This window comes from Burkholderia sp. AW49-1 (assembly GCF_053427845.1).
In genome coordinates, this window is the sequence record NZ_JBSAXF010000005.1 from 113,651 (window position 1) to 130,791 (window position 17,141).

General features: G+C 62.9%; 27 protein-coding genes and 1 tRNA gene. 14 read left to right on the forward strand and 14 right to left on the reverse strand.

Annotation, left to right across the window (positions count from 1 at the left end; translation table 11 throughout):
* The first annotated feature begins 32 nt into the window (after positions 1 to 32).
* The 6 genes from ACV22W_RS10530 (at position 33) to ACV22W_RS10555 (ending at position 3,055) form a co-directional block, all read left to right on the forward strand.
* Positions 33 to 248 carry a TOBE domain-containing protein gene (locus ACV22W_RS10530; RefSeq protein WP_006400187.1) on the forward strand — a complete coding sequence of 72 codons (216 nt, stop codon included), beginning with the start codon at positions 33 to 35 and terminating at the stop codon, positions 246 to 248.
* A gap of 140 nt (positions 249 to 388) precedes the next feature.
* Entirely contained in the window at positions 389 to 586 is a 198-nt protein-coding gene (locus ACV22W_RS10535; RefSeq protein ID WP_059467585.1) for a hypothetical protein, read from the forward strand.
* A gap of 54 nt (positions 587 to 640) precedes the next feature.
* Positions 641 to 895, forward strand: a complete 255-nt coding sequence (locus ACV22W_RS10540) for a hypothetical protein (protein WP_059524526.1) — start codon at positions 641 to 643, stop codon at positions 893 to 895.
* Between the two features lie 126 nt (positions 896 to 1,021).
* Complete coding sequence (dusA, locus tag ACV22W_RS10545; RefSeq protein WP_448019065.1) at positions 1,022 to 2,008, forward strand: tRNA dihydrouridine(20/20a) synthase DusA; 987 nt, start codon at positions 1,022 to 1,024, stop codon at positions 2,006 to 2,008.
* A 64-nt stretch (positions 2,009 to 2,072) separates the two neighbouring features.
* Positions 2,073 to 2,148, forward strand: a tRNA-His gene (locus tag ACV22W_RS10550).
* A gap of 154 nt (positions 2,149 to 2,302) precedes the next feature.
* Positions 2,303 to 3,055, forward strand: coding sequence for a DUF4145 domain-containing protein (locus tag ACV22W_RS10555; RefSeq protein ID WP_448019066.1), 753 nt, complete (start codon positions 2,303 to 2,305; stop codon positions 3,053 to 3,055).
* Positions 3,056 to 3,094: 39 nt separating this feature from the next.
* Here ACV22W_RS10555 and ACV22W_RS10560 read toward each other — a convergent pair whose 3' ends face one another.
* The 14 genes from ACV22W_RS10560 to ACV22W_RS10625 all read right to left on the reverse strand — a co-directional run bounded on the left by ACV22W_RS10560 (position 3,095) and on the right by ACV22W_RS10625 (position 12,720).
* A complete protein-coding gene (locus ACV22W_RS10560) occupies positions 3,095 to 4,216 on the reverse strand; it encodes a hypothetical protein (protein ID WP_448019067.1) in 1,122 nt (373 codons plus the stop codon).
* Entirely contained in the window at positions 4,213 to 4,470 is a 258-nt protein-coding gene (locus ACV22W_RS10565; protein ID WP_448019068.1) for a DUF4224 domain-containing protein, read from the reverse strand. The genes ACV22W_RS10560 and ACV22W_RS10565 overlap by 4 nt, the downstream gene beginning before the upstream one ends.
* Positions 4,467 to 5,165, reverse strand: coding sequence for a hypothetical protein (locus ACV22W_RS10570; protein WP_448019298.1), 699 nt, complete (start codon positions 5,163 to 5,165; stop codon positions 4,467 to 4,469). The genes ACV22W_RS10565 and ACV22W_RS10570 overlap by 4 nt, the downstream gene beginning before the upstream one ends.
* A 516-nt stretch (positions 5,166 to 5,681) precedes the next feature.
* Entirely contained in the window at positions 5,682 to 6,812 is a 1,131-nt protein-coding gene (locus ACV22W_RS10575; RefSeq protein ID WP_448019069.1) for a hypothetical protein, read from the reverse strand.
* Positions 6,809 to 7,162, reverse strand: coding sequence for a hypothetical protein (locus ACV22W_RS10580; protein WP_448019070.1), 354 nt, complete (start codon positions 7,160 to 7,162; stop codon positions 6,809 to 6,811). Before ACV22W_RS10580 ends, ACV22W_RS10575 begins: the two co-directional genes overlap by 4 nt.
* Positions 7,163 to 7,176: 14 nt before the next feature.
* Positions 7,177 to 8,868, reverse strand: a complete 1,692-nt coding sequence (locus tag ACV22W_RS10585; RefSeq protein ID WP_406805979.1) for a DNA cytosine methyltransferase — start codon at positions 8,866 to 8,868, stop codon at positions 7,177 to 7,179.
* Positions 8,869 to 8,941: 73 nt separating this feature from the next.
* Positions 8,942 to 9,799 carry a DUF2303 family protein gene (locus ACV22W_RS10590; RefSeq protein WP_069264104.1) on the reverse strand — a complete coding sequence of 286 codons (858 nt, stop codon included), beginning with the start codon at positions 9,797 to 9,799 and terminating at the stop codon, positions 8,942 to 8,944.
* A 33-nt stretch (positions 9,800 to 9,832) separates the two neighbouring features.
* The gene (locus tag ACV22W_RS10595; RefSeq protein WP_059568110.1) at positions 9,833 to 10,177 is read right to left on the reverse strand and encodes a hypothetical protein; all 345 of its coding nucleotides are present in this window, start codon (positions 10,175 to 10,177) and stop codon (positions 9,833 to 9,835) included.
* 24 nt (positions 10,178 to 10,201) lie between these two features.
* Entirely contained in the window at positions 10,202 to 10,423 is a 222-nt protein-coding gene (locus tag ACV22W_RS10600; RefSeq protein WP_176332697.1) for a hypothetical protein, read from the reverse strand.
* Between the two features lie 118 nt (positions 10,424 to 10,541).
* Positions 10,542 to 10,712 (reverse strand): hypothetical protein, encoded by a 171-nt coding sequence (locus ACV22W_RS10605; RefSeq protein WP_155772597.1) that lies wholly within the window; start codon positions 10,710 to 10,712, stop codon positions 10,542 to 10,544.
* A 1-nt stretch (position 10,713) separates the two neighbouring features.
* Positions 10,714 to 10,851: a hypothetical protein gene (locus tag ACV22W_RS10610; RefSeq protein ID WP_155772598.1), complete on the reverse strand. Its 138-nt coding sequence runs from the start codon at positions 10,849 to 10,851 to the stop codon at positions 10,714 to 10,716.
* Positions 10,848 to 11,003 carry a hypothetical protein gene (locus ACV22W_RS10615; protein WP_406805980.1) on the reverse strand — a complete coding sequence of 52 codons (156 nt, stop codon included), beginning with the start codon at positions 11,001 to 11,003 and terminating at the stop codon, positions 10,848 to 10,850. The genes ACV22W_RS10610 and ACV22W_RS10615 overlap by 4 nt, the downstream gene beginning before the upstream one ends.
* Positions 11,004 to 11,530: 527 nt before the next feature.
* A complete protein-coding gene (locus ACV22W_RS10620) occupies positions 11,531 to 11,707 on the reverse strand; it encodes a hypothetical protein (protein ID WP_301739179.1) in 177 nt (58 codons plus the stop codon).
* Between the two features lie 581 nt (positions 11,708 to 12,288).
* The gene (locus ACV22W_RS10625) at positions 12,289 to 12,720 is read right to left on the reverse strand and encodes a hypothetical protein (RefSeq protein WP_406805981.1); all 432 of its coding nucleotides are present in this window, start codon (positions 12,718 to 12,720) and stop codon (positions 12,289 to 12,291) included.
* A 93-nt stretch (positions 12,721 to 12,813) separates the two neighbouring features.
* Here ACV22W_RS10625 and ACV22W_RS10630 point away from each other — a divergent pair, with 93 nt between their 5' ends.
* From ACV22W_RS10630 to ACV22W_RS10665, 8 genes are all read left to right on the forward strand, one after another.
* Positions 12,814 to 13,032 carry a helix-turn-helix transcriptional regulator gene (locus tag ACV22W_RS10630; RefSeq protein WP_406805982.1) on the forward strand — a complete coding sequence of 73 codons (219 nt, stop codon included), beginning with the start codon at positions 12,814 to 12,816 and terminating at the stop codon, positions 13,030 to 13,032.
* A gap of 83 nt (positions 13,033 to 13,115) precedes the next feature.
* Positions 13,116 to 13,433 carry a DNA-binding protein gene (locus ACV22W_RS10635; protein WP_406805983.1) on the forward strand — a complete coding sequence of 106 codons (318 nt, stop codon included), beginning with the start codon at positions 13,116 to 13,118 and terminating at the stop codon, positions 13,431 to 13,433.
* A 96-nt stretch (positions 13,434 to 13,529) separates the two neighbouring features.
* Positions 13,530 to 13,829, forward strand: coding sequence for a hypothetical protein (locus ACV22W_RS10640; RefSeq protein WP_448019071.1), 300 nt, complete (start codon positions 13,530 to 13,532; stop codon positions 13,827 to 13,829).
* A 62-nt stretch (positions 13,830 to 13,891) separates the two neighbouring features.
* The gene (locus ACV22W_RS10645; RefSeq protein ID WP_406805985.1) at positions 13,892 to 14,743 is read left to right on the forward strand and encodes a ParB/RepB/Spo0J family partition protein; all 852 of its coding nucleotides are present in this window, start codon (positions 13,892 to 13,894) and stop codon (positions 14,741 to 14,743) included.
* Complete coding sequence (locus tag ACV22W_RS10650) at positions 14,740 to 15,747, forward strand: helix-turn-helix domain-containing protein (protein ID WP_448019072.1); 1,008 nt, start codon at positions 14,740 to 14,742, stop codon at positions 15,745 to 15,747. Before ACV22W_RS10645 ends, ACV22W_RS10650 begins: the two co-directional genes overlap by 4 nt.
* Complete coding sequence (locus ACV22W_RS10655) at positions 15,744 to 16,307, forward strand: hypothetical protein (protein WP_046548192.1); 564 nt, start codon at positions 15,744 to 15,746, stop codon at positions 16,305 to 16,307. The genes ACV22W_RS10650 and ACV22W_RS10655 overlap by 4 nt, the downstream gene beginning before the upstream one ends.
* Positions 16,307 to 16,699, forward strand: a complete 393-nt coding sequence (locus ACV22W_RS10660) for a winged helix-turn-helix transcriptional regulator (RefSeq protein WP_448019073.1) — start codon at positions 16,307 to 16,309, stop codon at positions 16,697 to 16,699. Before ACV22W_RS10655 ends, ACV22W_RS10660 begins: the two co-directional genes overlap by 1 nt.
* Positions 16,696 to 17,139 (forward strand): nuclease domain-containing protein, encoded by a 444-nt coding sequence (locus tag ACV22W_RS10665; RefSeq protein WP_448019074.1) that lies wholly within the window; start codon positions 16,696 to 16,698, stop codon positions 17,137 to 17,139. Before ACV22W_RS10660 ends, ACV22W_RS10665 begins: the two co-directional genes overlap by 4 nt.
* Positions 17,140 to 17,141: the final 2 nt, after the last annotated feature.

Sequence of the window (17,141 nt, forward strand, 5' to 3'; positions counted from 1 at the left end):
CTCAGACTTTTTTCTTCGGAGCGATCAACCCGATGAGCATCACTGCAATCAACGTGCGTAACCAGTTCAAAGGCAAGGTGAAGGAGATCATTCGCGGGCCCGTGGTCTCCGAGGTCGACGTCGAGACGCCGTTCGGCATCGTCACGTCGGTGATCACGACGCGCTCGGTCGACGAACTTGAACTGAAGGTGGGCGCGGAAGTCGTCGCGCTCGTGAAATCCACCGAAGTGTCGATCGCGCGCCTCTGAGCGTGTCTCCGATGCCGGGCGCCGCGGACGGGCCATACAGCCATCCGTCGCGCCCGGCATTTTCGTCGCGCGTTTGCCTCGGTATTCGCCATCCGGACGAAGTGCTAGGATGGAACGACACCGACGCCGGAGGCCAACGCATGACCCCCATCCTTTCTCCCGAAGCCATCGAGGCGCTGAAGTGGATCGACCAGTTCGGCGACACCCGGCCGGTCCCTGCCGCGTTCGACGACGTCGTCTATGCGTTGCTGAACGAAGGGCTGATCTATCAGGCGGCGGCCGACCGCGTCGACCTGACCGCCGACGGCAAATCCGTCTTGTCTAACGAATACGACTGAGCGCACGGCGCCGGCCGCCGGCGCGGCCCGGCGTGCGTCGCCACGGAGCGAGCGATGGAACCGAGAGGCAGTGATCTCGGCGATTTCAGCGAGCCGTACCGCGGCTACGAGATCGAAGTGAAGACCGAGCAGGTGTGGGACGGCGAGCATGCGCACTACCGCGTGCTGCAGGGCGCGGCCGTGCGGATTGACTGGCGGCTCGTGAAAGTCGACGGTATGCTGCTGACCGAACGCCGCGTGATCGAGCGCGTACTCGAGGAGGCGCGGCGGGCCGTCGACGCCGAACTGGGCGAGGGCGGGCCGGTCTAGTCAGGCTGCCGGGCCGGCCTGGTCGCGTTGCGGTAAAATGCCGGGTTGTTTCCCGCGCCGCTTGCTGCCCCGAATTCCATGTCCGCTTCGTCCTCGCTTCCTCCCCGCCGCGTTTCCGTGGCGCCCATGCTCGACTGGACCGACCGTCATTGCCGGTCGTTTCATCGCACGCTGACGCGCGACACGTGGCTGTATACGGAAATGATCACGACGGGCGCGCTGCTGTTCGGCGATGCCCAGCGGCATCTCGCGTTCACGCCGAACGAATCGCCGGTCGCGCTGCAGTTGGGCGGCAGCGAACGGGACGATCTCGCGCGCGCTGCGAAACTCGGCGAGCAATGGGGCTATGACGAGATCAACCTGAATTGCGGCTGTCCGTCCGAGCGCGTGCAGCGCGGTGCATTCGGCGCGTGCCTGATGAACGAGCCGCAACTCGTTGCCGATTGCGTGAAAGCGATGCGCGATGTGGTGTCGGTGCCGGTCACGGTCAAGCATCGGATCGGGGTCGACGCGGTCGAGGACTATGCGTTCGTGCGGGATTTCGTCGGCACGGTGGCCGAGGCGGGTTGCGAGACGTTCGTCGTGCACGCGCGCAACGCGATCCTGAAGGGGCTGTCGCCGAAGGAGAACCGCGAGATCCCGCCGCTCAAGTACGACTATGCGTATCAGCTGAAGCGCGATTTCCCGTCGCTGGAGATCGTGATCAACGGCGGGATCAAGACGCTCGACGAAGTGGCGCAGCATCTCGAGCATGTGGACGGCGTGATGCTCGGCCGCGAGGCGTATCACAACCCGTATGTGCTCGCGGGTGTCGATGCGCGCTTCTATGGGGCGACTGCGGCGATGCCGACGCGCGAGGAGGCCGAGGCGAAACTGATCGAATACTGTGCGGCGGAACTGAAGCGCGGCACGTATCTCGGTGCGATCGTCCGGCACGCACTCGGGCTGTATCGCGGCGTGGCGGGTGCACGCGGCTGGCGTCGCGTGCTGTCGGACAACAAGAAGCTCGCGCGCGGCGATCTGGCCGTGTTCGACGAGGCGCGCACGCATCTGAACGATGCTCTCGAAAATTTTGAAAAAAATGCTTTGCAAGACGGAAAAGTCTTCGTATAATCTTGTTCTTCGCTGCTGAACACGAAACGAAACGAAACGGCGAAGAAACAAAGCGGTATCAGTGGTGGCTGTAGCTCAGTTGGTAGAGTCCAGGATTGTGATTCCTGTTGTCGTGGGTTCGAGTCCCATCAGCCACCCCAACAAATTCAAGCACTTGCAGCAGAATCTAGCTGACGTGTTGCAAGTTTTGGAAGATGAGATTCCAAAATTTGGAAGATGACGAGAAAAAGCCCGTGCGGATGCGCGGGCTTTTTTGCGTTTTCTCAAATAAGTAAAGTGACAAAGGGGACCGCTATGGCGTCGGAAACGGCTACCAAATTTGAGAAGGATAAGACCGCGGGAGCGGACATCGCTGTAGCCTGCACGCAATGCAAGCGCGCTACCAAGCATTCGATCATGTCGTCGTTCGATGTGGATGGTGAGGCTTGGGATCGTGACGAGGGATGGAGCGTAAATTGGGCAGATAACTATCAGATCGTGCAATGTAAGGGGTGTGAGAGCGTCTCATTCAGGCATGTGCAATGGTTCTCCGAAGATGATTATGACGTTGGAGAGACGCCCGATGATCGCGCGCTGCTGTATCCCAAGCGTGGCGTAAACACATTGTCCGCAGGCGATTTTTATAACGTGCCGGTCAGTTTGCGACGCATCTATCGTGAAATGATTGATGCCTTCAACAATGAAAGCCCCACACTGTGTGCCGCAGGATTACGGGCAATTGTTGAAGGAATCTGTGCAGCGCAAGGTATCGCAGATGGACCTGTTGAGGTGCCTGCCAAGGGCGGGGGCACTCAGATCGTTAGGAAGAACAACCTCGAAGGGAAAATCTCCGGCCTCGCCGAAAAGGGTTTCCTTACTCAGGGCAGTGCAGCGACGCTCCATGAACTACGGTTTATGGGGAATGACGCCGTTCATGATCTGGACCGGCCACCGCTCGATGAACTCCGGCTCGCAATCGAAATTGTCGAGCACATGTTCGAACACCTGTACGAAATTCCAGAGAAGGCGTCGGCCCTACGCAGCAGCAAGCTTTCGAGAAAGAAGTAAGCGCGTGACAATTTCACGCGGTTTCCGCGCCGTTCCTTTTTATTTGGTGGCGCGGACTTTCCTCTGACGGCGACGGTCGTATGTCTTCCGGATCATGCGCTCATCTGCATGGCCGGTCGCGTCTATGATCCGATCGTCACCTTCCTCCTGCCGATCGGTCACGGCTGCCGGCCGCATATCGCGCAGCGCGAACCGCTCGAACGGCACGCCGCGCTCCTTCGCTTCCTTTTCGCAATAGCCCATCAGGCGCGACCAGTTCGTGTTCCATCCGCTGCGCGTGTAGACCTGGCCGGCCGTGTTGCCGAAGACGTGGACACTGGTGGTCCGCTGCAGCGCGAGCACCTCGTCGATCACCGCCTTCAGCTCCGGTGACCACAGCACGAGCTTCGCGCGCTGCTGCTCGCCGGCCTTGCGTTTGCTGATCGGCACCTCGACGCCTTCTGGCCGGATACTCTGGCGGTGCAACTCCCGCATCTCCGTCGGCCGGCTAACGGTCAGGTAGGCGGCCTTCACGCATAGCGCGAGGATGAGGTACGCGGAACTCGGATGCTGGTCGCCGACGCTTCGGCGCGACCGCGCGACTTCCACGGCGAGCTCGATCTCGTCCTGCGTGACATACCGCTGGCGCGGCCGCGTCGGGTTGTATTCGATGCCGCGACACGGGTTCGTTTCAAGCTCGCCGCGGCGCCGGCCGTATTCCAGGATCGCGGACAGGAGGGCGATTTCCTTGTTCGCCTTCGCCGGCGCTCCGAGCTGCGCGCGCTTGTCGAGATAGCCGTACACGTGCTTGGGCTTAATGGCAGCCGGCGCCATCTTTCCGAAGACCTTGATCAGCCGCTTCGATTCAACTCGGTTCTCATCGAGGGTCGACTGTGCCTTGCGGCGCTCGTCGGTGTGCGGCAATCCGTCCTGCCATTCGAAGTACCGCGCGACGAGCGCCTCGACCGTGCCGGGTTCGATCGCGTTCCCGTTGAGCGCCTCCGCGCGCTCGATCGCCTGCTTGCGGATCTCGGCGAGCGCTTCCTTGTTGTGGGCCGGCGCCGACAGGCGGAACGCCCAGCGGCCATTGGGCAGCTTGTAGCCGAAGCTGACCTTGTGCTTCCCGTAGTGGGCGTAGAGCCGGAACGGCAATCCGTCCGGTCGCTTGCGTCGTCCGATCATGCTGCGAGTGCGTCGAAATTCGGTTCTTGTTCTGCGGCCGCGCGGGAGTGGCGCGGGTGCGCGGCCGGCGCGGCCGGCGGGGCCGTGCCGGTCATGCGTGCATCGTAGTACTCACGCGCGACGAGCGGCACGCCGGCGATGTTGACCGCGAACGGCCAGTGATTGCGCTCGAGCCAGCGTTTCATGCAGGCGTGGCTGCGCGGCTTGCAGCCCACCAGCTCGGCCAGCTCTGGCGTGGTGAGGTAGATGCTCATGGTGAGATCCTGCGAAATTCAACGACCCAGACCCAGGGATTGGTGTCCCAGCCATGCCCACGCGCCGCGTTCAGGCTGTCCCACAGGTCATGAAAGGCGCGGATGCTGGGCGGCCGGTATGCGCCGGCGCAGTAACCGCGCATGTGGTGTTCTTCGATCGTCACGCCTTCGGCGCGCGCGTCGGACTCGCTGATGGACTGCAGTCGCTCGGCGCGTACGCCGGTGATCTCGAGCGCGATACGCGACGCCCAGCGCGGCATGTGGATGGAAGGCGTCCAGCCGCGCGATTCCTTGGCGTCGAGCGCCTGGAACGTGTCGAGGTTGATGTCGACTTCGGTGCGGCCGTCGTCGGCCTGGTAGGCGATGCCGGCGTAGCGTCGCGTCGGGCGCGCACCTTCGAACGTCTCGGTGCCGATGCGGCGCACCTCGTGCGTCTCGCGCACCCACAGGCGGTCGCCGACGTCGCCATGCGGGTAGACGTAGCAGTTGCCGGTACGCGTGTGCCAGATCGCGGCGAGTTCCGGCGCAGGCGTCCCGCCGGCATACTTCACAGAGCCGCCGCCGGCCGTCGTCGGTTCCCACGCACCAAGCGGGTTGTTGTGCGGCAGTTTGATGATGCGGCGCGTCTGCGTCTTGCGGCCTTCGAGGATGGCGCGCACCATCGGGCCGCTGAAAAGGATAGGGCGTTCGGTCATGCTAGGATTCCTTTGCCAATTTCGGCGTAAATGGGGCGCTCTGTCATGACAAACCCTTTCGGTCAGACATTCCTTCATCGAGACAATGATTTGGTTTTCAACCACCTGGTCGGCGATAAGACCTTTCAGGTTCAAGTTACCCACGAATGTCTCGGAGACGTGTTCGGTTCGGACGGCACGAGAGAGGGGGATGAAAAGGCGCTATCGGAAAATTTGGCGCAAATTGGGCAAGTCGCAACGCAGAAGGCGCGTGCAGGAGCCTCCTCGCCTATCTTCATCATGCGCACCGACTTTTGAGATTCATCCGCGTCATCGGCTTTCTATTGCATGTGCAGATAGCTCCGCCTTCATATTCTCGATAGCGCTTTGGTTTTCATTTCGCCATTGCTGCCAGCTCTGGTCGGTGAGCTTCCATTCGACCCAGTCGGGGTGGTCTGGCTTCGCGACATCTGGTTGAGCGCGTTATGCCCCTGCTTGCTTTCGTCGAAATGCACGGTCACCGAGGCGCGTTCGATGTCATGGGGAGCACCGAGAACCGCCATGAGAAGCGCACGCGCTGCATGCGTAAGTTCGTCGGCGCTGAGAATCGGCTCTTTCATGATGAGGCTCCGGTGCGGGCGGCGTCGCGAGAAGGGCGCGGTACAGTTTCTGCATGTGGTCGGGTAGCTGGCGTGCCCGCACTTCGTCGTCGTGCTCGTCGCATGGATGCACCGACACAGAGTCGAGCTCTTCGCGCACGACCGTCTTCGCGGCGGCCACGATTGCATCGGTCAGCCCGGCCCGAGCGTCCGCCTGCGCGGGCTGCGGGGCGGCAGCGAACGCGGCTTCATAGATCGCATCCGGGCTGTTGCCGCCCGTATGCTGCATGTAGTCAGCTGCGGCTTTGGCCATCGCCATCCGCATCGCCGTCGTTGCTGACGGCGGCATGGCCTTCCATCCGGCCGGGATCGCCACCTGTTCCGCCGCCATAGCGGGCGAGCGGGAAAGGCCGCACACCATGTTGTCGATCTGCGTCAGCACGCCGAGCGTATCGTCTAGCACTTTCCACTGCGGCGCCGAGTCTCGCCAGTGCTTCTCCCACAGGCCCGTGGCAAGTCGTTGTGCGTAACCGAGCACCCCTTCCGCCCCCGTCTCGTTGGCAGATGCGGCACGGGCTTGCCAGCCGAGCCAGCGATTGCGCGTTCGAATGTTGGAGTAGTGCCCTCCATTGCTATCGAGCGGCATCCCGAGTTTTCTTGCATTGGCCTCGAACGCCGCCCGCTCGTCCGCCGGCGAGGGTGCGGGTTCGCCAGCCCATACCGGGAACGTGCCAGCCTTAAGGCGATAGACGCCCTTGAAATCCGGTCGCATGCGTTCGGCCGGCCCAAGGTCGCACCAGTGCGTGCCACCTTCGTAGCGGTATTCGATCGGCGCTGCTGCGGGCTGCTCGACTGTGGATGCGGCGAGTAGAGCGTTGGCGACGGGCTCGAACCGCTTCAGTGCCGCAGCAGCACGTCGGGACGCCGTCCGAATATCGTTGAGCGGCCGGATTACGTCGTCGACCTGTTCGCGGCGCTCGGCGATCGCGCGCAACGCTTCAGTAGCGTATTGAACGGCGCAAAGCTGGCCGTCCGTCAGCGCATCAGCGCGGCTATTTTCGGTGGTCATGCTGCCTCCGTCGCGCGCGCGGCGAGCGCCGCATCGACTTTCGTGCGCGACGCCGATCCGCGTGCAGCGCGCTCGCGGCGCAGGGCATGCGCGAGCTGCCACGCGGCATCTGTGAACGTGATCCAGTGCGTCGGCGCGCGGCCATAGTCCGACAACGGGGCGAGCAGCTCCGAGGGAATGCGGCCGAAAGTCAGCAGGCCGGCCTCTGTGAACTTCCGGAGGGCGACCAGATCGTCGTTGTTCATGCGCCGGCCTTCGAGCAGGCCGCCGTAGTCCACGCTGCAGGATTCCGCATAGAGGATGATGCTGCGCTCGACCTTCGTGAGCGTGGTGATGTCGATAGTGGTCATGGTGTGGTCCTCGGTTACGCCGCGACGTGCGCGAGCTGCTGTTCGTGGGAGAAGTTCGCGCGGATCAGTGCGGTCGCGACGTCGGGGCAAACGCTGTTGCCGATCATGCGAACCTGCGCCGACTTCGACAGCGGCTTGCCGTTGACGATCGGGTCGAGCACATAGCTGTCCGGGAAGCCCTGCGCGCGCGCGAGCTCGCGCGGCGTGAGCATGCGCATACCGATGTCGACGATGGCGTAGTCCTCGCCATGGATCGTCACCAGGCCCATGCGGTCGCGCGTCGGGATCGTGTGCAACGGCTCGCGCGCGTCCTGCCACTGACCGCCCTCGCCGTAGTACTTGATCAGGAACGCTCGCACCTCGGCGTGGTGCGTGCCGCCGGCGCTGATCGTGTGCAGCGGCTCGTCGGTGCGCTGGCCGTCGCGGCTCGTTCCGCGGAGCTTCACGAGGTTCGACGTCACCAGGTGATGGTGGTCCTGCGTCGTGATCGTGCTGATCGCCGCATTGAGCGACGCGCCCGGCGATTCGTGGCCGCCGTAGTGCTTCGCGAGAAACGCGGTCACCGCGGCATGCTTCACGCCCTGCGCGACGACGGTGCCGAGCGGCTTGTTGAGGCCAGGAACGCGGGGCGCTTGGCCGGGCCGCTCGCCGTAGCTCGTCTGGATCAACGTCGCCGCGACGACGCCCATGGCATGCGCAGCGCCAGCCGGGCGCGCGCAGTCGCCGCCGGCGGTTACGGTATGCAGCGGCGTGTCTGCGGCGCTCCCGGTGCTGTTCGCGCGGAACTTCGTGATGTGCGCGGCGACGAGAGCCTGTTCGCCGCGGTTCGCGCCGGTGACGGTGGCGAGCGGTGCGTTGATGCTGGCCGCGCGGTCTGCGCCGTGGTGCGTCAGGTGAATCACGAAAGGGTCAGCGCTGTTCACGACGAACTTCATGATGCCGCGCGCGATACGGCGCAGCGTCGCATCCTTCAGCGGCCGCTCGCGCTCGAAGATCGACGGGCAGGGGATCGACCAGTCGATGACGTCCGTTCCTGCTGTACGCCACGGCTGCAACGCGCCGGCGCGCACGGCGGTACTTTTCGGGTCACCGTGCGTTGGCGTCGGCCATACGATCGGCAGCCCATCGCAGCGCGCGACGAGGAACAGGCGCTTCCGGATGGTCGGCGCGCCGAAGTCGCACGCGCGCAGCTCGCGGTGTTCGACGCGGTAGCCGTGGCGCGCCAGCGCGTTCACGAACGAACGGAACGTGCGGCCGCGATTCTTCGGGCATGGCCGGCCGTCGGTGCCGAGCGGCCCCCACGTCACGAATTCTTCGACGTTCTCGAGCATGATCACGCGCGGCTTCACCGTCGCGGCCCAGCGCAACGCGATCCACGCGAGCCCGCGGATCTTCTTCGACACGGGCTTGCCACCCTTCGCCTTGCTGAAGTGCTTGCAGTCCGGCGACAGCCAAACGAGGCCGACCGGCTGGTTTCTGGTAATCGCCGCGGGATCGACGTCAAACACGCTTTCGCAGTAGTGCGCCGTTTGCGGGTGGTTCGCGAGGTGCATTGCGATCGCTTCCGCGTCGTGGTTGATTGCGATGTCGACCGGGCGCCCGAATGCGCGTTCAAGGCCGGTGCTGGCGCCACCGCCGCCGGCGAAGTTGTCGACGATCAGTTCGCTGCCGAGGTCGAGCGGCAGAGTCATCAGGTCACGCTTCACGCGAGATCTCCGTTTGATGGTCAGGCTTCATGGGCCGGTGGCGCGGCGGCGCGCGGCCGCCGCGTAGGGAGGCTTACTCGCCGGCGAACGGCGTGCCGAAGAAGAACGGATTCCCGGTTTTTTCCTTGATCGTGTTGACGATGGTCGTGGCGGCCGCCTCGAGCACCTTGTCGGCGCGGATCAACTCGAACCAGAACGCGAGCTTGCCGTCGCGCACGCGGTAGCGCAGGCGCGCGTCGATCTGGTAGGCGTCGCCGTTCCAGAACACCGGCACGCCGATCGCGAAGCGCTCGAATACGGACATCTTCTGCAGCGTCTGCGCATCGTCGTCCTGGACGAACGACAGGTTGACGCCGCCGTTCGACAGACGGACCGCGCTCTTGAACCGCATGTCCTGCGTCGCTTCGAACGACAGGGCCATTTCGAGCATCGCCGAGCCGCTCGGCAGCCCGGCACCGTCCGGGCTCGCGATGTCCTTCAGGTTGTCCTCGATGAACGCAGCGAATTCCGTCTGGCTCATCTGCTTCCGATTGACGCCCGTCCAGCGGCGCCACTCCTCGCTGAACTCGGGCGAGAACAGCGCGCGGTGATCGCGCCAGGCCGGCGCATTCTCGTCCGCGCCGTGGTCGTTGATGATCCCCGTGAACGAGATCTTGCCCTCCACGTAGTTGGCGAGGCACCAGATCGTGCAGTCGGTCAGCGAGCCGTGACGCTTCACGTATTCGATGAAGCTGTCGACGTCGCGCACGCGCACCTGGGCGATCTTGCGCAGCGGCTTCGGCAGCAGCTTCGATTCATCCTTCTCGACGAACTGCCAGTCCGGCGGAAGTGCGAGACGGCGCACCGCGGCCGAGGTGTTCGAGCCGATTTCGATCGGCTGCTTCATTTCGCGCGCGAGCGTCTCGGCGAGGTTCTGATTGAGGTCGTCCATGGTTTCTGCAGAGTCCTTGGTGGAGGGAGGTGGTTATGCCGTCTTGAGCGCGGACGGCGGCGCATCCGAAGCGCCGTCGACGCGCTTCAGGTCCAGCTTCTGTTGGCGGGGATCGTCCGCGATGAGGTTGCCCTCGGGCGTCGCGAACAGCATCGCTTCCATCGGTTCCTCGGCCGGCTTCTTCAACGTGACCTTGGCGCCGATATGCATGGCGCCGCCGCGCGTTGCTTTCTTGACGGCGATCGTGATGGTCATCGTGCCGGCCTTGCCGCTGGCGTCGACGGCGTTCACCAGCTCCGCGAGCTTGTCGCTTGCCTGGTCGATGAAGATGCCGCCACCGATGTGGCGCAGCGTGTCGGTGATAGGTCTGACGCTCATGAGATCTCCGTAGGTGAGGGTGGGTCAGTCGTTGTCGTTGGCGGCGCGAGACTTCGCGTCGCGGATGGGATGGAACGGGGCGGCGGCCGCTTCGCGCGCCTCGCGCTCGGCACGCGCTTCCGCGCCGAGCGCGAGGCAGCGGCGGATCAGCGGATTCGTGATCGCGTCGACGGCCGAGCCGCGGCAGCGCTGCAGGCGGAACTCGCGCGCGATCATGGCGTCGGTGACGGGAAGCGGGCCGGGCATGATCAGCGTCTCCGCGCGGCAGCGCGCAGGCGCGCTTTGAGCATGGCGAAGGCCTGGCGGCGCGTGATGCTGCCGTTCGCGAGGTCTTCGATGATTTGCCAGAGGGTCGGCAGCATGGTCAGTGCACCTCGCCACTTTTGATGTACGCGTCAGTCGCGCCCATCAATTCGAGGAGGCGGTCACCGTTTGCACCGGCAACGTCGACCAGCGAAATGCTGTTGCCGAAATCGTCGACGAGGATGGTCTGAAGGACGAACAACTGCCCGCGTGAACCAAAGGAGAGGACCATGTCAGATGCTCCTCGCGGCCGTGACGACGCGCGCGGCCGGCATCGTGTCCTCGTCCCACTGCTGCACTGTGGCGAGCAACACGATGGCGGCACCGAGCGCGACGACGGAACTGGCGATGTAGAGAAGGAAGCCCTTCATGCCCACACCCCCATCAGACGCTCGAGCGGGGGCGCGACGGCGCCGGCGAGCAGGTAGAACGCCGCCAGCGCGACGAGCGGCGCCCAATCGCGCTTTTTGCTAAATACAGGCGATTGTTTGTATTTCCGAAATACAAGCTGGAGGCTGTTCATATTGTTCTCCGCGGTTGGTCAGTGCCGGTGGAGGTCGTCGTCGTTCATGCGCTTGATCCCGCGAACAAGCGCGATACCAAGCACGACGACGACGGCTACCACGCCGATCAGAATCTTTTCCATGTGAGGATTCCTAAATGAGTGCAGAAACACTGAAAACGCGACGTCCGGGACCGCGCTCAAAGAAGGGCACTGGAGGTCAATGCCCTTCGATCAGCGCAGTCGGAAACCCTCAAGGGCGCGCACTCGGTGTGGTGCTTGCACTGCGTCGGTAGGTTGATGCGGAGGATCCGCGACAGAATGCGCGCTCTTGAAAGCTGTGTCTCCCGCACTTTGAGAATCTGTCATGCGGCGGGTGGGCGGGGCATGTATGCGACAGGGCGAAGCCCGGGCAACTTTTATCCCATCAGTCAGGTTAAAGAACGTCCGCCGAAGCGGTTGCGCCCGATGGCGCGGTCATCATCAGTGCACGCATCACGTGCATACAGCGGGCCGTTACTCCCCCTTCCTCCCGCCGTTTCGACCTGTTACGCGGTGAGGGCGCTTTCGCTCCACCACGATTCGGTTGCTCGGCCGTCGCCGGCCTTGTAGCGGATGAAATACTGATTCGAGGTGTCGGCGTATTCGGCGCGTCCGATTACTTCACCGGTTTCGCCGCTGGCGGCGATCGTGACCTCGTCGCCCAAACTGAACTTGAATCCCATCTCGTTTCCTTCGGGTTGGTGGCTGGCCTTTCGCGGGGCGGTGGCGCAGCGATCTGTGCTGCGTTGGATCGAATATTAGAAGTTCTCTTTTTCAGTGTCAAGAGAAGTTCTAATATTTCTGCTTGATGAGGAGCCGCTACGAGAAATAGGCTGAACATGCAGCCGGCGCTAACTAAGGAATGGCAGCAGCGCGGTCCTGCTGACGGGGAAGTTGTCAGCAGTTGCCGAAGTCAGTTGAAAGCGGTCTGGTTCCGGCGCTAAACTACTGTACATGCGTACAGTATTGCGGTGCTGATGATGACGAGGGCGGCCAATGGAAAATGAAGGAAAGAATCGCCTGCGATGCAGGCCGGGAGACTTGGTTCGGATCAAGTCATCGTGGAATTCCCTTCTGGTAGGACGCTCTGCGTTCGTGCGAAGGGCCTATAGCGAATGCGAATGGGTGATCAACTTGTTGGGGGAGCCGGCACTTGTTCCGAGTGAAGACGGCGCGCGCATTATTGCAGCGCGATCGATCATCGCAGATGACTGGGCGCTCGAGCCGCTCGTAGGGATAGACGCGCGTGACAGTGAGCGGGAGCTTATTTGTTCAGGCGTCCGAGCTGCTCACCCTCAGCGGGAAGTAGTCGCAGGATATATTTGAACGTCTCGGCGGGCTCGCCAGCTTTGTCGGCGCGGATCACGGCGTCGATCACCTTGCGGGCCGCCTCGCTTACCCCTTCCAACCCGACCGAGTCCTGGATGGACTGAACGTCTTTCGCTAGCCGGGGGCTTACATCTGCTGGATTGGCGCCGATCTGCGCGCAGATCGCGAGAAGGGCGCGTACATTCAGTGGAATGATTCCGCGCAGATATTGGCTAATGAGTCCTTGCGTGCCGAGGCCGGTTGCTTCGGCGAGCCAAATCTGAGATGCGCCTGGGTGTGTCGCTTTATAGCGATTCCATGCGTCGACCAGGCGGTCGCGCTCGGCAATTTCTTCCTCAGTGAGGGGGCGTTTCTCGACGGTAGCCATAAGTCCAATGGTAAATAGCCGCACTAATATTTGCCGTGCGACGTGATTAGAACTTCTCTTGACCTCAGACGAGAGAAGTTCTAATATTTGCGCATGAACAACGTCCGCACTCTTCGTCTTGCCCTTCAGCTTTCCCAAGCCGAACTGGCCAAGAGCATCGGCATCACGCAGTCGGCGCTTTCTCATTACGAGAACGGCGCTTGCGACCCGTTGGTAGCGACCGCACGCAGGCTGATCTCGTATGCGGCCTCACGGGGCGTCGTCTGGCAGCTCGAGGACGTCTACTCGGAACCTGACCGACCTTCCGAGTGATCCACATCCAGTTGTGACGTAAGCAGTCTAGAGAAAGCAGTATTCCGGGGCATTCCCGGATTTTTGAATGTCGGGGAACAACAATGAACGCAGTGGCACAACCTATTTCTTTCACGGGCGCGCGGACCACGCCGATCGTCGAGCGCCTCTTGCGCGAAGCGATGGCCGATCCGAAGGCAAAGGCCGCAGTCCTCGAAGCCACAGGCTGGGACGCTTCGATGCCGTCCAAGATCCTGAGCAACGGCGCCGGCATCACGCTCGAGCACCTCAATACCGTTTTCACCTCGCTCGGCCTGGTCGTCACGACCAAGGGCTATATGGACTATCTCGCGCAGGGGAACGTGATCGGCAGCAACTGCCGGTGTGCGCGCGAAGGGTTCGGGGAGTGCGGCGGCCGGTGATCTAGCGGCAGGAACCCCGTCACAAGCGCTTTCTCCGGAGAGTCCTTCTGTCTGGGTTTCGTAGTCCTAAGCGGCTGACGGCCGCAGGAGAGCCGCATGGATGATTTTTTCAGCGCCCGTACGGGCCATCGCGTCTCCGAGACGCAGCAAGACAGTTTCCACGCCATTCCCGTGGCCGAGCTCTCGGCCAAACAGCAGATGGTGATGGACTGCTTCGATTCGCTCGAGACCTTGCTCACCCGCGAGGACATTTCGGCGCGGACGAATCTCAAACTTTCCAGTGTGTGCGGTCGAGCGCGTGAGCTGCTCGACGCTGAACGCCTCGCGAAGCGCGGCAAGCGCGAATGCACCGCGACGGGCAAGTCGCAAGAGCTGCTCGGCCTGCCGGTCGCCTGACACGACCCGATTGCGATCCGCTGCCTATCGAGATAGCGGCTTGAATTCTCCCTGGAGGAAACGTGGCAAAAAATTCCATCGATGCGTACGGAGCGAAAGGCAAGGGCAACTTGCTGGAGTTCGATCCGGAAGACCTGGTGCTCGTCGAAGACAAGACGCACCCGCTTTACGACTCGCGTGTGCACCTCCCGCTCGACGAGGCAATGGTGCGGAACATCGACTTCCAGGGCGTCATCCAGCCTATCGAAGTCACGAAGAATCCCGAAACGGGCGCCATCGAGGTTGTGACCGGCCGGCAGCGGGTGAAGAACGCAATCGAGGCGAATCGCCGGCGGCGCGACCGTGGTGAGCCGATTCGGCTTGTGCCGGGTTTCGTTCGCCGTTTGCCGCCGAAGCTCCGCAATCAGATCTTGTCGGCAACGACGGCGAGCGAGAACGCCATTCGCCAGCAGGAAACCCCAATCTCGCGCGCCGAGAAGATGGCGCTGCAGCTGACGTTTGGCCGGAGCGAAGACGATCTCGCGACGATCTTCGGCTGCAACCCGGCCACGGTGCGCTCGACGCTGGCACTGCTCGACTGCTGCGCCGACGTGCAGAAAGCGGTGGAGGGCGGCGCGGTGAGCGTCACCCACGCGGTGATGCTGTCCAAGCTGTCGCCGGCCGAGCAGCGCGTGAAGGTGCGCGAGCTGGTGAATGCTGGCGCCGGGAAGACCGGCCACGAGCGCTCCCGCGCGCAACGTGCAGTGATGGACGGCGGCGCGCCGCGGCAGAAGACTCGCAAGCAGATCATGGCCGAACTGGCGAACGCTACCGGTGAGCGCGCAGAAGCGCTTCGTTGGGTTCTGGGTCTCGCCGATAGCGAGACGCCTCCGAATGCCGATCAGCGTCAGGCATCGACTGACGAGGCAGCATGAGCATCAAGGTCCAAACGATGGTCTGGGACCGCTTTCCGGGCGAGGACCATGAGTTGTTGCTCGCGTTGAAGCTGGCCGACTTCTGCGACGACAACGGCGAGCACATTTTCCCGAGCATCGAAACGCTGGCCGAAAAGACGCGTCGTTCCGTGCGGGCCGTGCAGTACCAGATCAAGAGCATGGTCGAGCGCGGTTGGCTGATCCTCGTCGCCAATGCGGCCGGCGGTCGTGGTCGTGCGTGCGAGTACCGCATCAATCCCGCCTGGATAAACGGTGCAGAGATTGCACCCATTTCCGCTGGCTCAAAGGGTGCAACGGATGCACCCATCGGAAAGGGTGCAACGAGAAGCAAAAAGGGTGCAACGGACGACGAAAAGGGTGCAATGGGTTTCGCAAAAGGGTGCAATGGGTTGCACCCGATTCACCATGAACCACCACAGGAACCATCAGAGAACCACCAAGGCGCACGGCGTGCGCCGAAAGTTGCGGCTCACGGCGAGCTGCAGTCGATCGAACTGCCGGACTGGCTGGCGTTCGAGGACTGGGACATGTGGTGCGAACACCGCGAGGCGAAGCACAAGGACGCGCCATGGACGCGCCCGGCGGCGGTCGTCTCGATCCGCAAGCTGACGAAGTTGCGATCGCTGGGGCAAGACCCGAGGACCTGCATCGAAGAAGCCGTGCTGCGGGGCTGGACAGGCCTCTTTCCGCTGAAAGGCGACGTGACCGCTACGTCGTCGGGTGCCGGAACCACTGTCGCGCCGGACTGGTGGAAATCAGCTCCGGGCATTCGCGAGCGCGGCAAGCAGCTGGGCATCGAAGAAAAGGCCGGACAAGTGTTCTACCGGTTCAAGGCGAAAGTCTTCAAGGCGGCCGGCCCGGGCGAATGGATGGAGGACATGTTGCGTACGGTGAGCCGAGAAAGCGAAGAGCGCTACGAGGCGCTGTACGCCTACTTCAACGACATTCCACGAGATCAGGGCGCACAACAGGTGGATGCATGACGAAACGAACCACATGGCCGATGCGCGTCGACGCCGGTACTAGGAAGGTCGGCACTGCGCACGTACGCGACGACTCGCGACCGAAGATGACCGCTGCGCAGAGGGCCGTGTTCGATGCGACCGGCAATCGGCCACAGGTCGACGCAGGTTTCGACGAAATCAGCGACGGGATCGATGCGCCGCCAGTGCTGACGCCGGCATACCGCCAGCCCGACGCTAAGGCGCGCATGCAAGCGCTCGGGCGCATGAAGACCGGTGAGATGAACAAGACCGAGCAGCGGTACGCGGATCACCTTGAGGCGCGGAAGCAGGAGGGCGAGGTCGTCTGGTATCGCTTCGAGGGCATCAAGTTCCGGCTCGCCGACAACACGTTCTACACGCCCGACTTCGCCGTGATGCTGGCGAATGGCCAGCTCGAAGCGCACGAAGTCAAGGGGCACTGGCAAGACGACGCGCGGGTGAAGGTCAAGGTAGCGGCGGACCAATATCCGGTGCGGTTCATTGCAGTGACAGCCGGACGCGCGAAGACCGGCGGCGACTGGCAAACGGAGGAATTTTGATGGCTGAGGGGAAGGTGGGGCCGGTTTCGAAAAAAATTATCGAGTGCGTGCAGGCGAATCCGGGAATCCATGCTGCTCAAGTCGCGCGGGTCTTGGGTCTAAACCAAGGGGGAGGCATGCGTGCGACCGTCCGGAAGCTGATTTCCGATGGCTACCTCTCCCGAATCGAAGTGGAGGGTGTTCCGCACGGTCTGTTTCACACGGCTCTGCCGCTCAAATACACCGGCAAGCCCTTCGAGGGGTTCAACGAAGGTGGCATCTCGAGACGTTCGCAGCTGATCCAAGAGCGGATCACGGCTCAGATCGAGAGAGAGCAGCGACTGGCCGAATCAGCTGCGTGGGCAGGGAGGGCGATCCGAGCGATGGTGGACGCAGGACGAGCTGCAGCATGAAGCGATCAGGATTCAAGCCGGGCAAGAAACCGATGTCGCGAGGGTCGTGGTCCCGGAAAAGCTCACCGCTGCCGGAACAAGCACCCCGAAAGACCGCGATGAAGCGTCGAGCACAGCGGCCGACAGTCGCCGACGGCGCGAAGTATCTGGCGGCCTGCCGCGGCGAGCAGTGTTACCTGCGCGTGCCAGGTGTCTGCCGGCTCAATCCGCTCGATGACACGGTGGTGCCGTGCCACTCCAACCAGGCGCGTCATGGGAAGGCCGGCGCGATGAAGGCGAAAAACGAATTCACGGTTCCGGGCTGCGGCGCGTGTCATGCGTGGCTCGATCAGAACCGCGTCGGTACTCCGAAGCAGGTCAAGTTCGATGCTTGGGATCGAGCATACGAGGAATGGGCGCCGGTGCGCGCCCGGAAGATGGGAGAGGCAAATTGCCAGTGAGA

Coding starts and splice junctions, on each gene's coding strand:
- ACV22W_RS10530 (WP_006400187.1), top strand. CDS start 33: ATGAGCATCACTGCAATCAACGTGCGTAACCAGTTCAAAGGCAAGGTG.
- ACV22W_RS10535 (WP_059467585.1), top strand. CDS start 389: ATGACCCCCATCCTTTCTCCCGAAGCCATCGAGGCGCTGAAGTGGATC.
- ACV22W_RS10540 (WP_059524526.1), top strand. CDS start 641: ATGGAACCGAGAGGCAGTGATCTCGGCGATTTCAGCGAGCCGTACCGC.
- dusA (WP_448019065.1), top strand. CDS start 1,022: ATGCTCGACTGGACCGACCGTCATTGCCGGTCGTTTCATCGCACGCTG.
- ACV22W_RS10555 (WP_448019066.1), top strand. CDS start 2,303: ATGGCGTCGGAAACGGCTACCAAATTTGAGAAGGATAAGACCGCGGGA.
- ACV22W_RS10560 (WP_448019067.1), bottom strand. CDS start 4,216: ATGATCGGACGACGCAAGCGACCGGACGGATTGCCGTTCCGGCTCTAC.
- ACV22W_RS10565 (WP_448019068.1), bottom strand. CDS start 4,470: ATGAGCATCTACCTCACCACGCCAGAGCTGGCCGAGCTGGTGGGCTGC.
- ACV22W_RS10570 (WP_448019298.1), bottom strand. CDS start 5,165: ATGACCGAACGCCCTATCCTTTTCAGCGGCCCGATGGTGCGCGCCATC.
- ACV22W_RS10575 (WP_448019069.1), bottom strand. CDS start 6,812: ATGACCACCGAAAATAGCCGCGCTGATGCGCTGACGGACGGCCAGCTT.
- ACV22W_RS10580 (WP_448019070.1), bottom strand. CDS start 7,162: ATGACCACTATCGACATCACCACGCTCACGAAGGTCGAGCGCAGCATC.
- ACV22W_RS10590 (WP_069264104.1), bottom strand. CDS start 9,799: ATGGACGACCTCAATCAGAACCTCGCCGAGACGCTCGCGCGCGAAATG.
- ACV22W_RS10595 (WP_059568110.1), bottom strand. CDS start 10,177: ATGAGCGTCAGACCTATCACCGACACGCTGCGCCACATCGGTGGCGGC.
- ACV22W_RS10600 (WP_176332697.1), bottom strand. CDS start 10,423: ATGCCCGGCCCGCTTCCCGTCACCGACGCCATGATCGCGCGCGAGTTC.
- ACV22W_RS10605 (WP_155772597.1), bottom strand. CDS start 10,712: ATGGTCCTCTCCTTTGGTTCACGCGGGCAGTTGTTCGTCCTTCAGACC.
- ACV22W_RS10610 (WP_155772598.1), bottom strand. CDS start 10,851: ATGAAGGGCTTCCTTCTCTACATCGCCAGTTCCGTCGTCGCGCTCGGT.
- ACV22W_RS10615 (WP_406805980.1), bottom strand. CDS start 11,003: ATGAACAGCCTCCAGCTTGTATTTCGGAAATACAAACAATCGCCTGTA.
- ACV22W_RS10620 (WP_301739179.1), bottom strand. CDS start 11,707: ATGGGATTCAAGTTCAGTTTGGGCGACGAGGTCACGATCGCCGCCAGC.
- ACV22W_RS10625 (WP_406805981.1), bottom strand. CDS start 12,720: ATGGCTACCGTCGAGAAACGCCCCCTCACTGAGGAAGAAATTGCCGAG.
- ACV22W_RS10630 (WP_406805982.1), top strand. CDS start 12,814: ATGAACAACGTCCGCACTCTTCGTCTTGCCCTTCAGCTTTCCCAAGCC.
- ACV22W_RS10635 (WP_406805983.1), top strand. CDS start 13,116: ATGAACGCAGTGGCACAACCTATTTCTTTCACGGGCGCGCGGACCACG.
- ACV22W_RS10640 (WP_448019071.1), top strand. CDS start 13,530: ATGGATGATTTTTTCAGCGCCCGTACGGGCCATCGCGTCTCCGAGACG.
- ACV22W_RS10650 (WP_448019072.1), top strand. CDS start 14,740: ATGAGCATCAAGGTCCAAACGATGGTCTGGGACCGCTTTCCGGGCGAG.
- ACV22W_RS10655 (WP_046548192.1), top strand. CDS start 15,744: ATGACGAAACGAACCACATGGCCGATGCGCGTCGACGCCGGTACTAGG.
- ACV22W_RS10660 (WP_448019073.1), top strand. CDS start 16,307: ATGGCTGAGGGGAAGGTGGGGCCGGTTTCGAAAAAAATTATCGAGTGC.
- ACV22W_RS10665 (WP_448019074.1), top strand. CDS start 16,696: ATGAAGCGATCAGGATTCAAGCCGGGCAAGAAACCGATGTCGCGAGGG.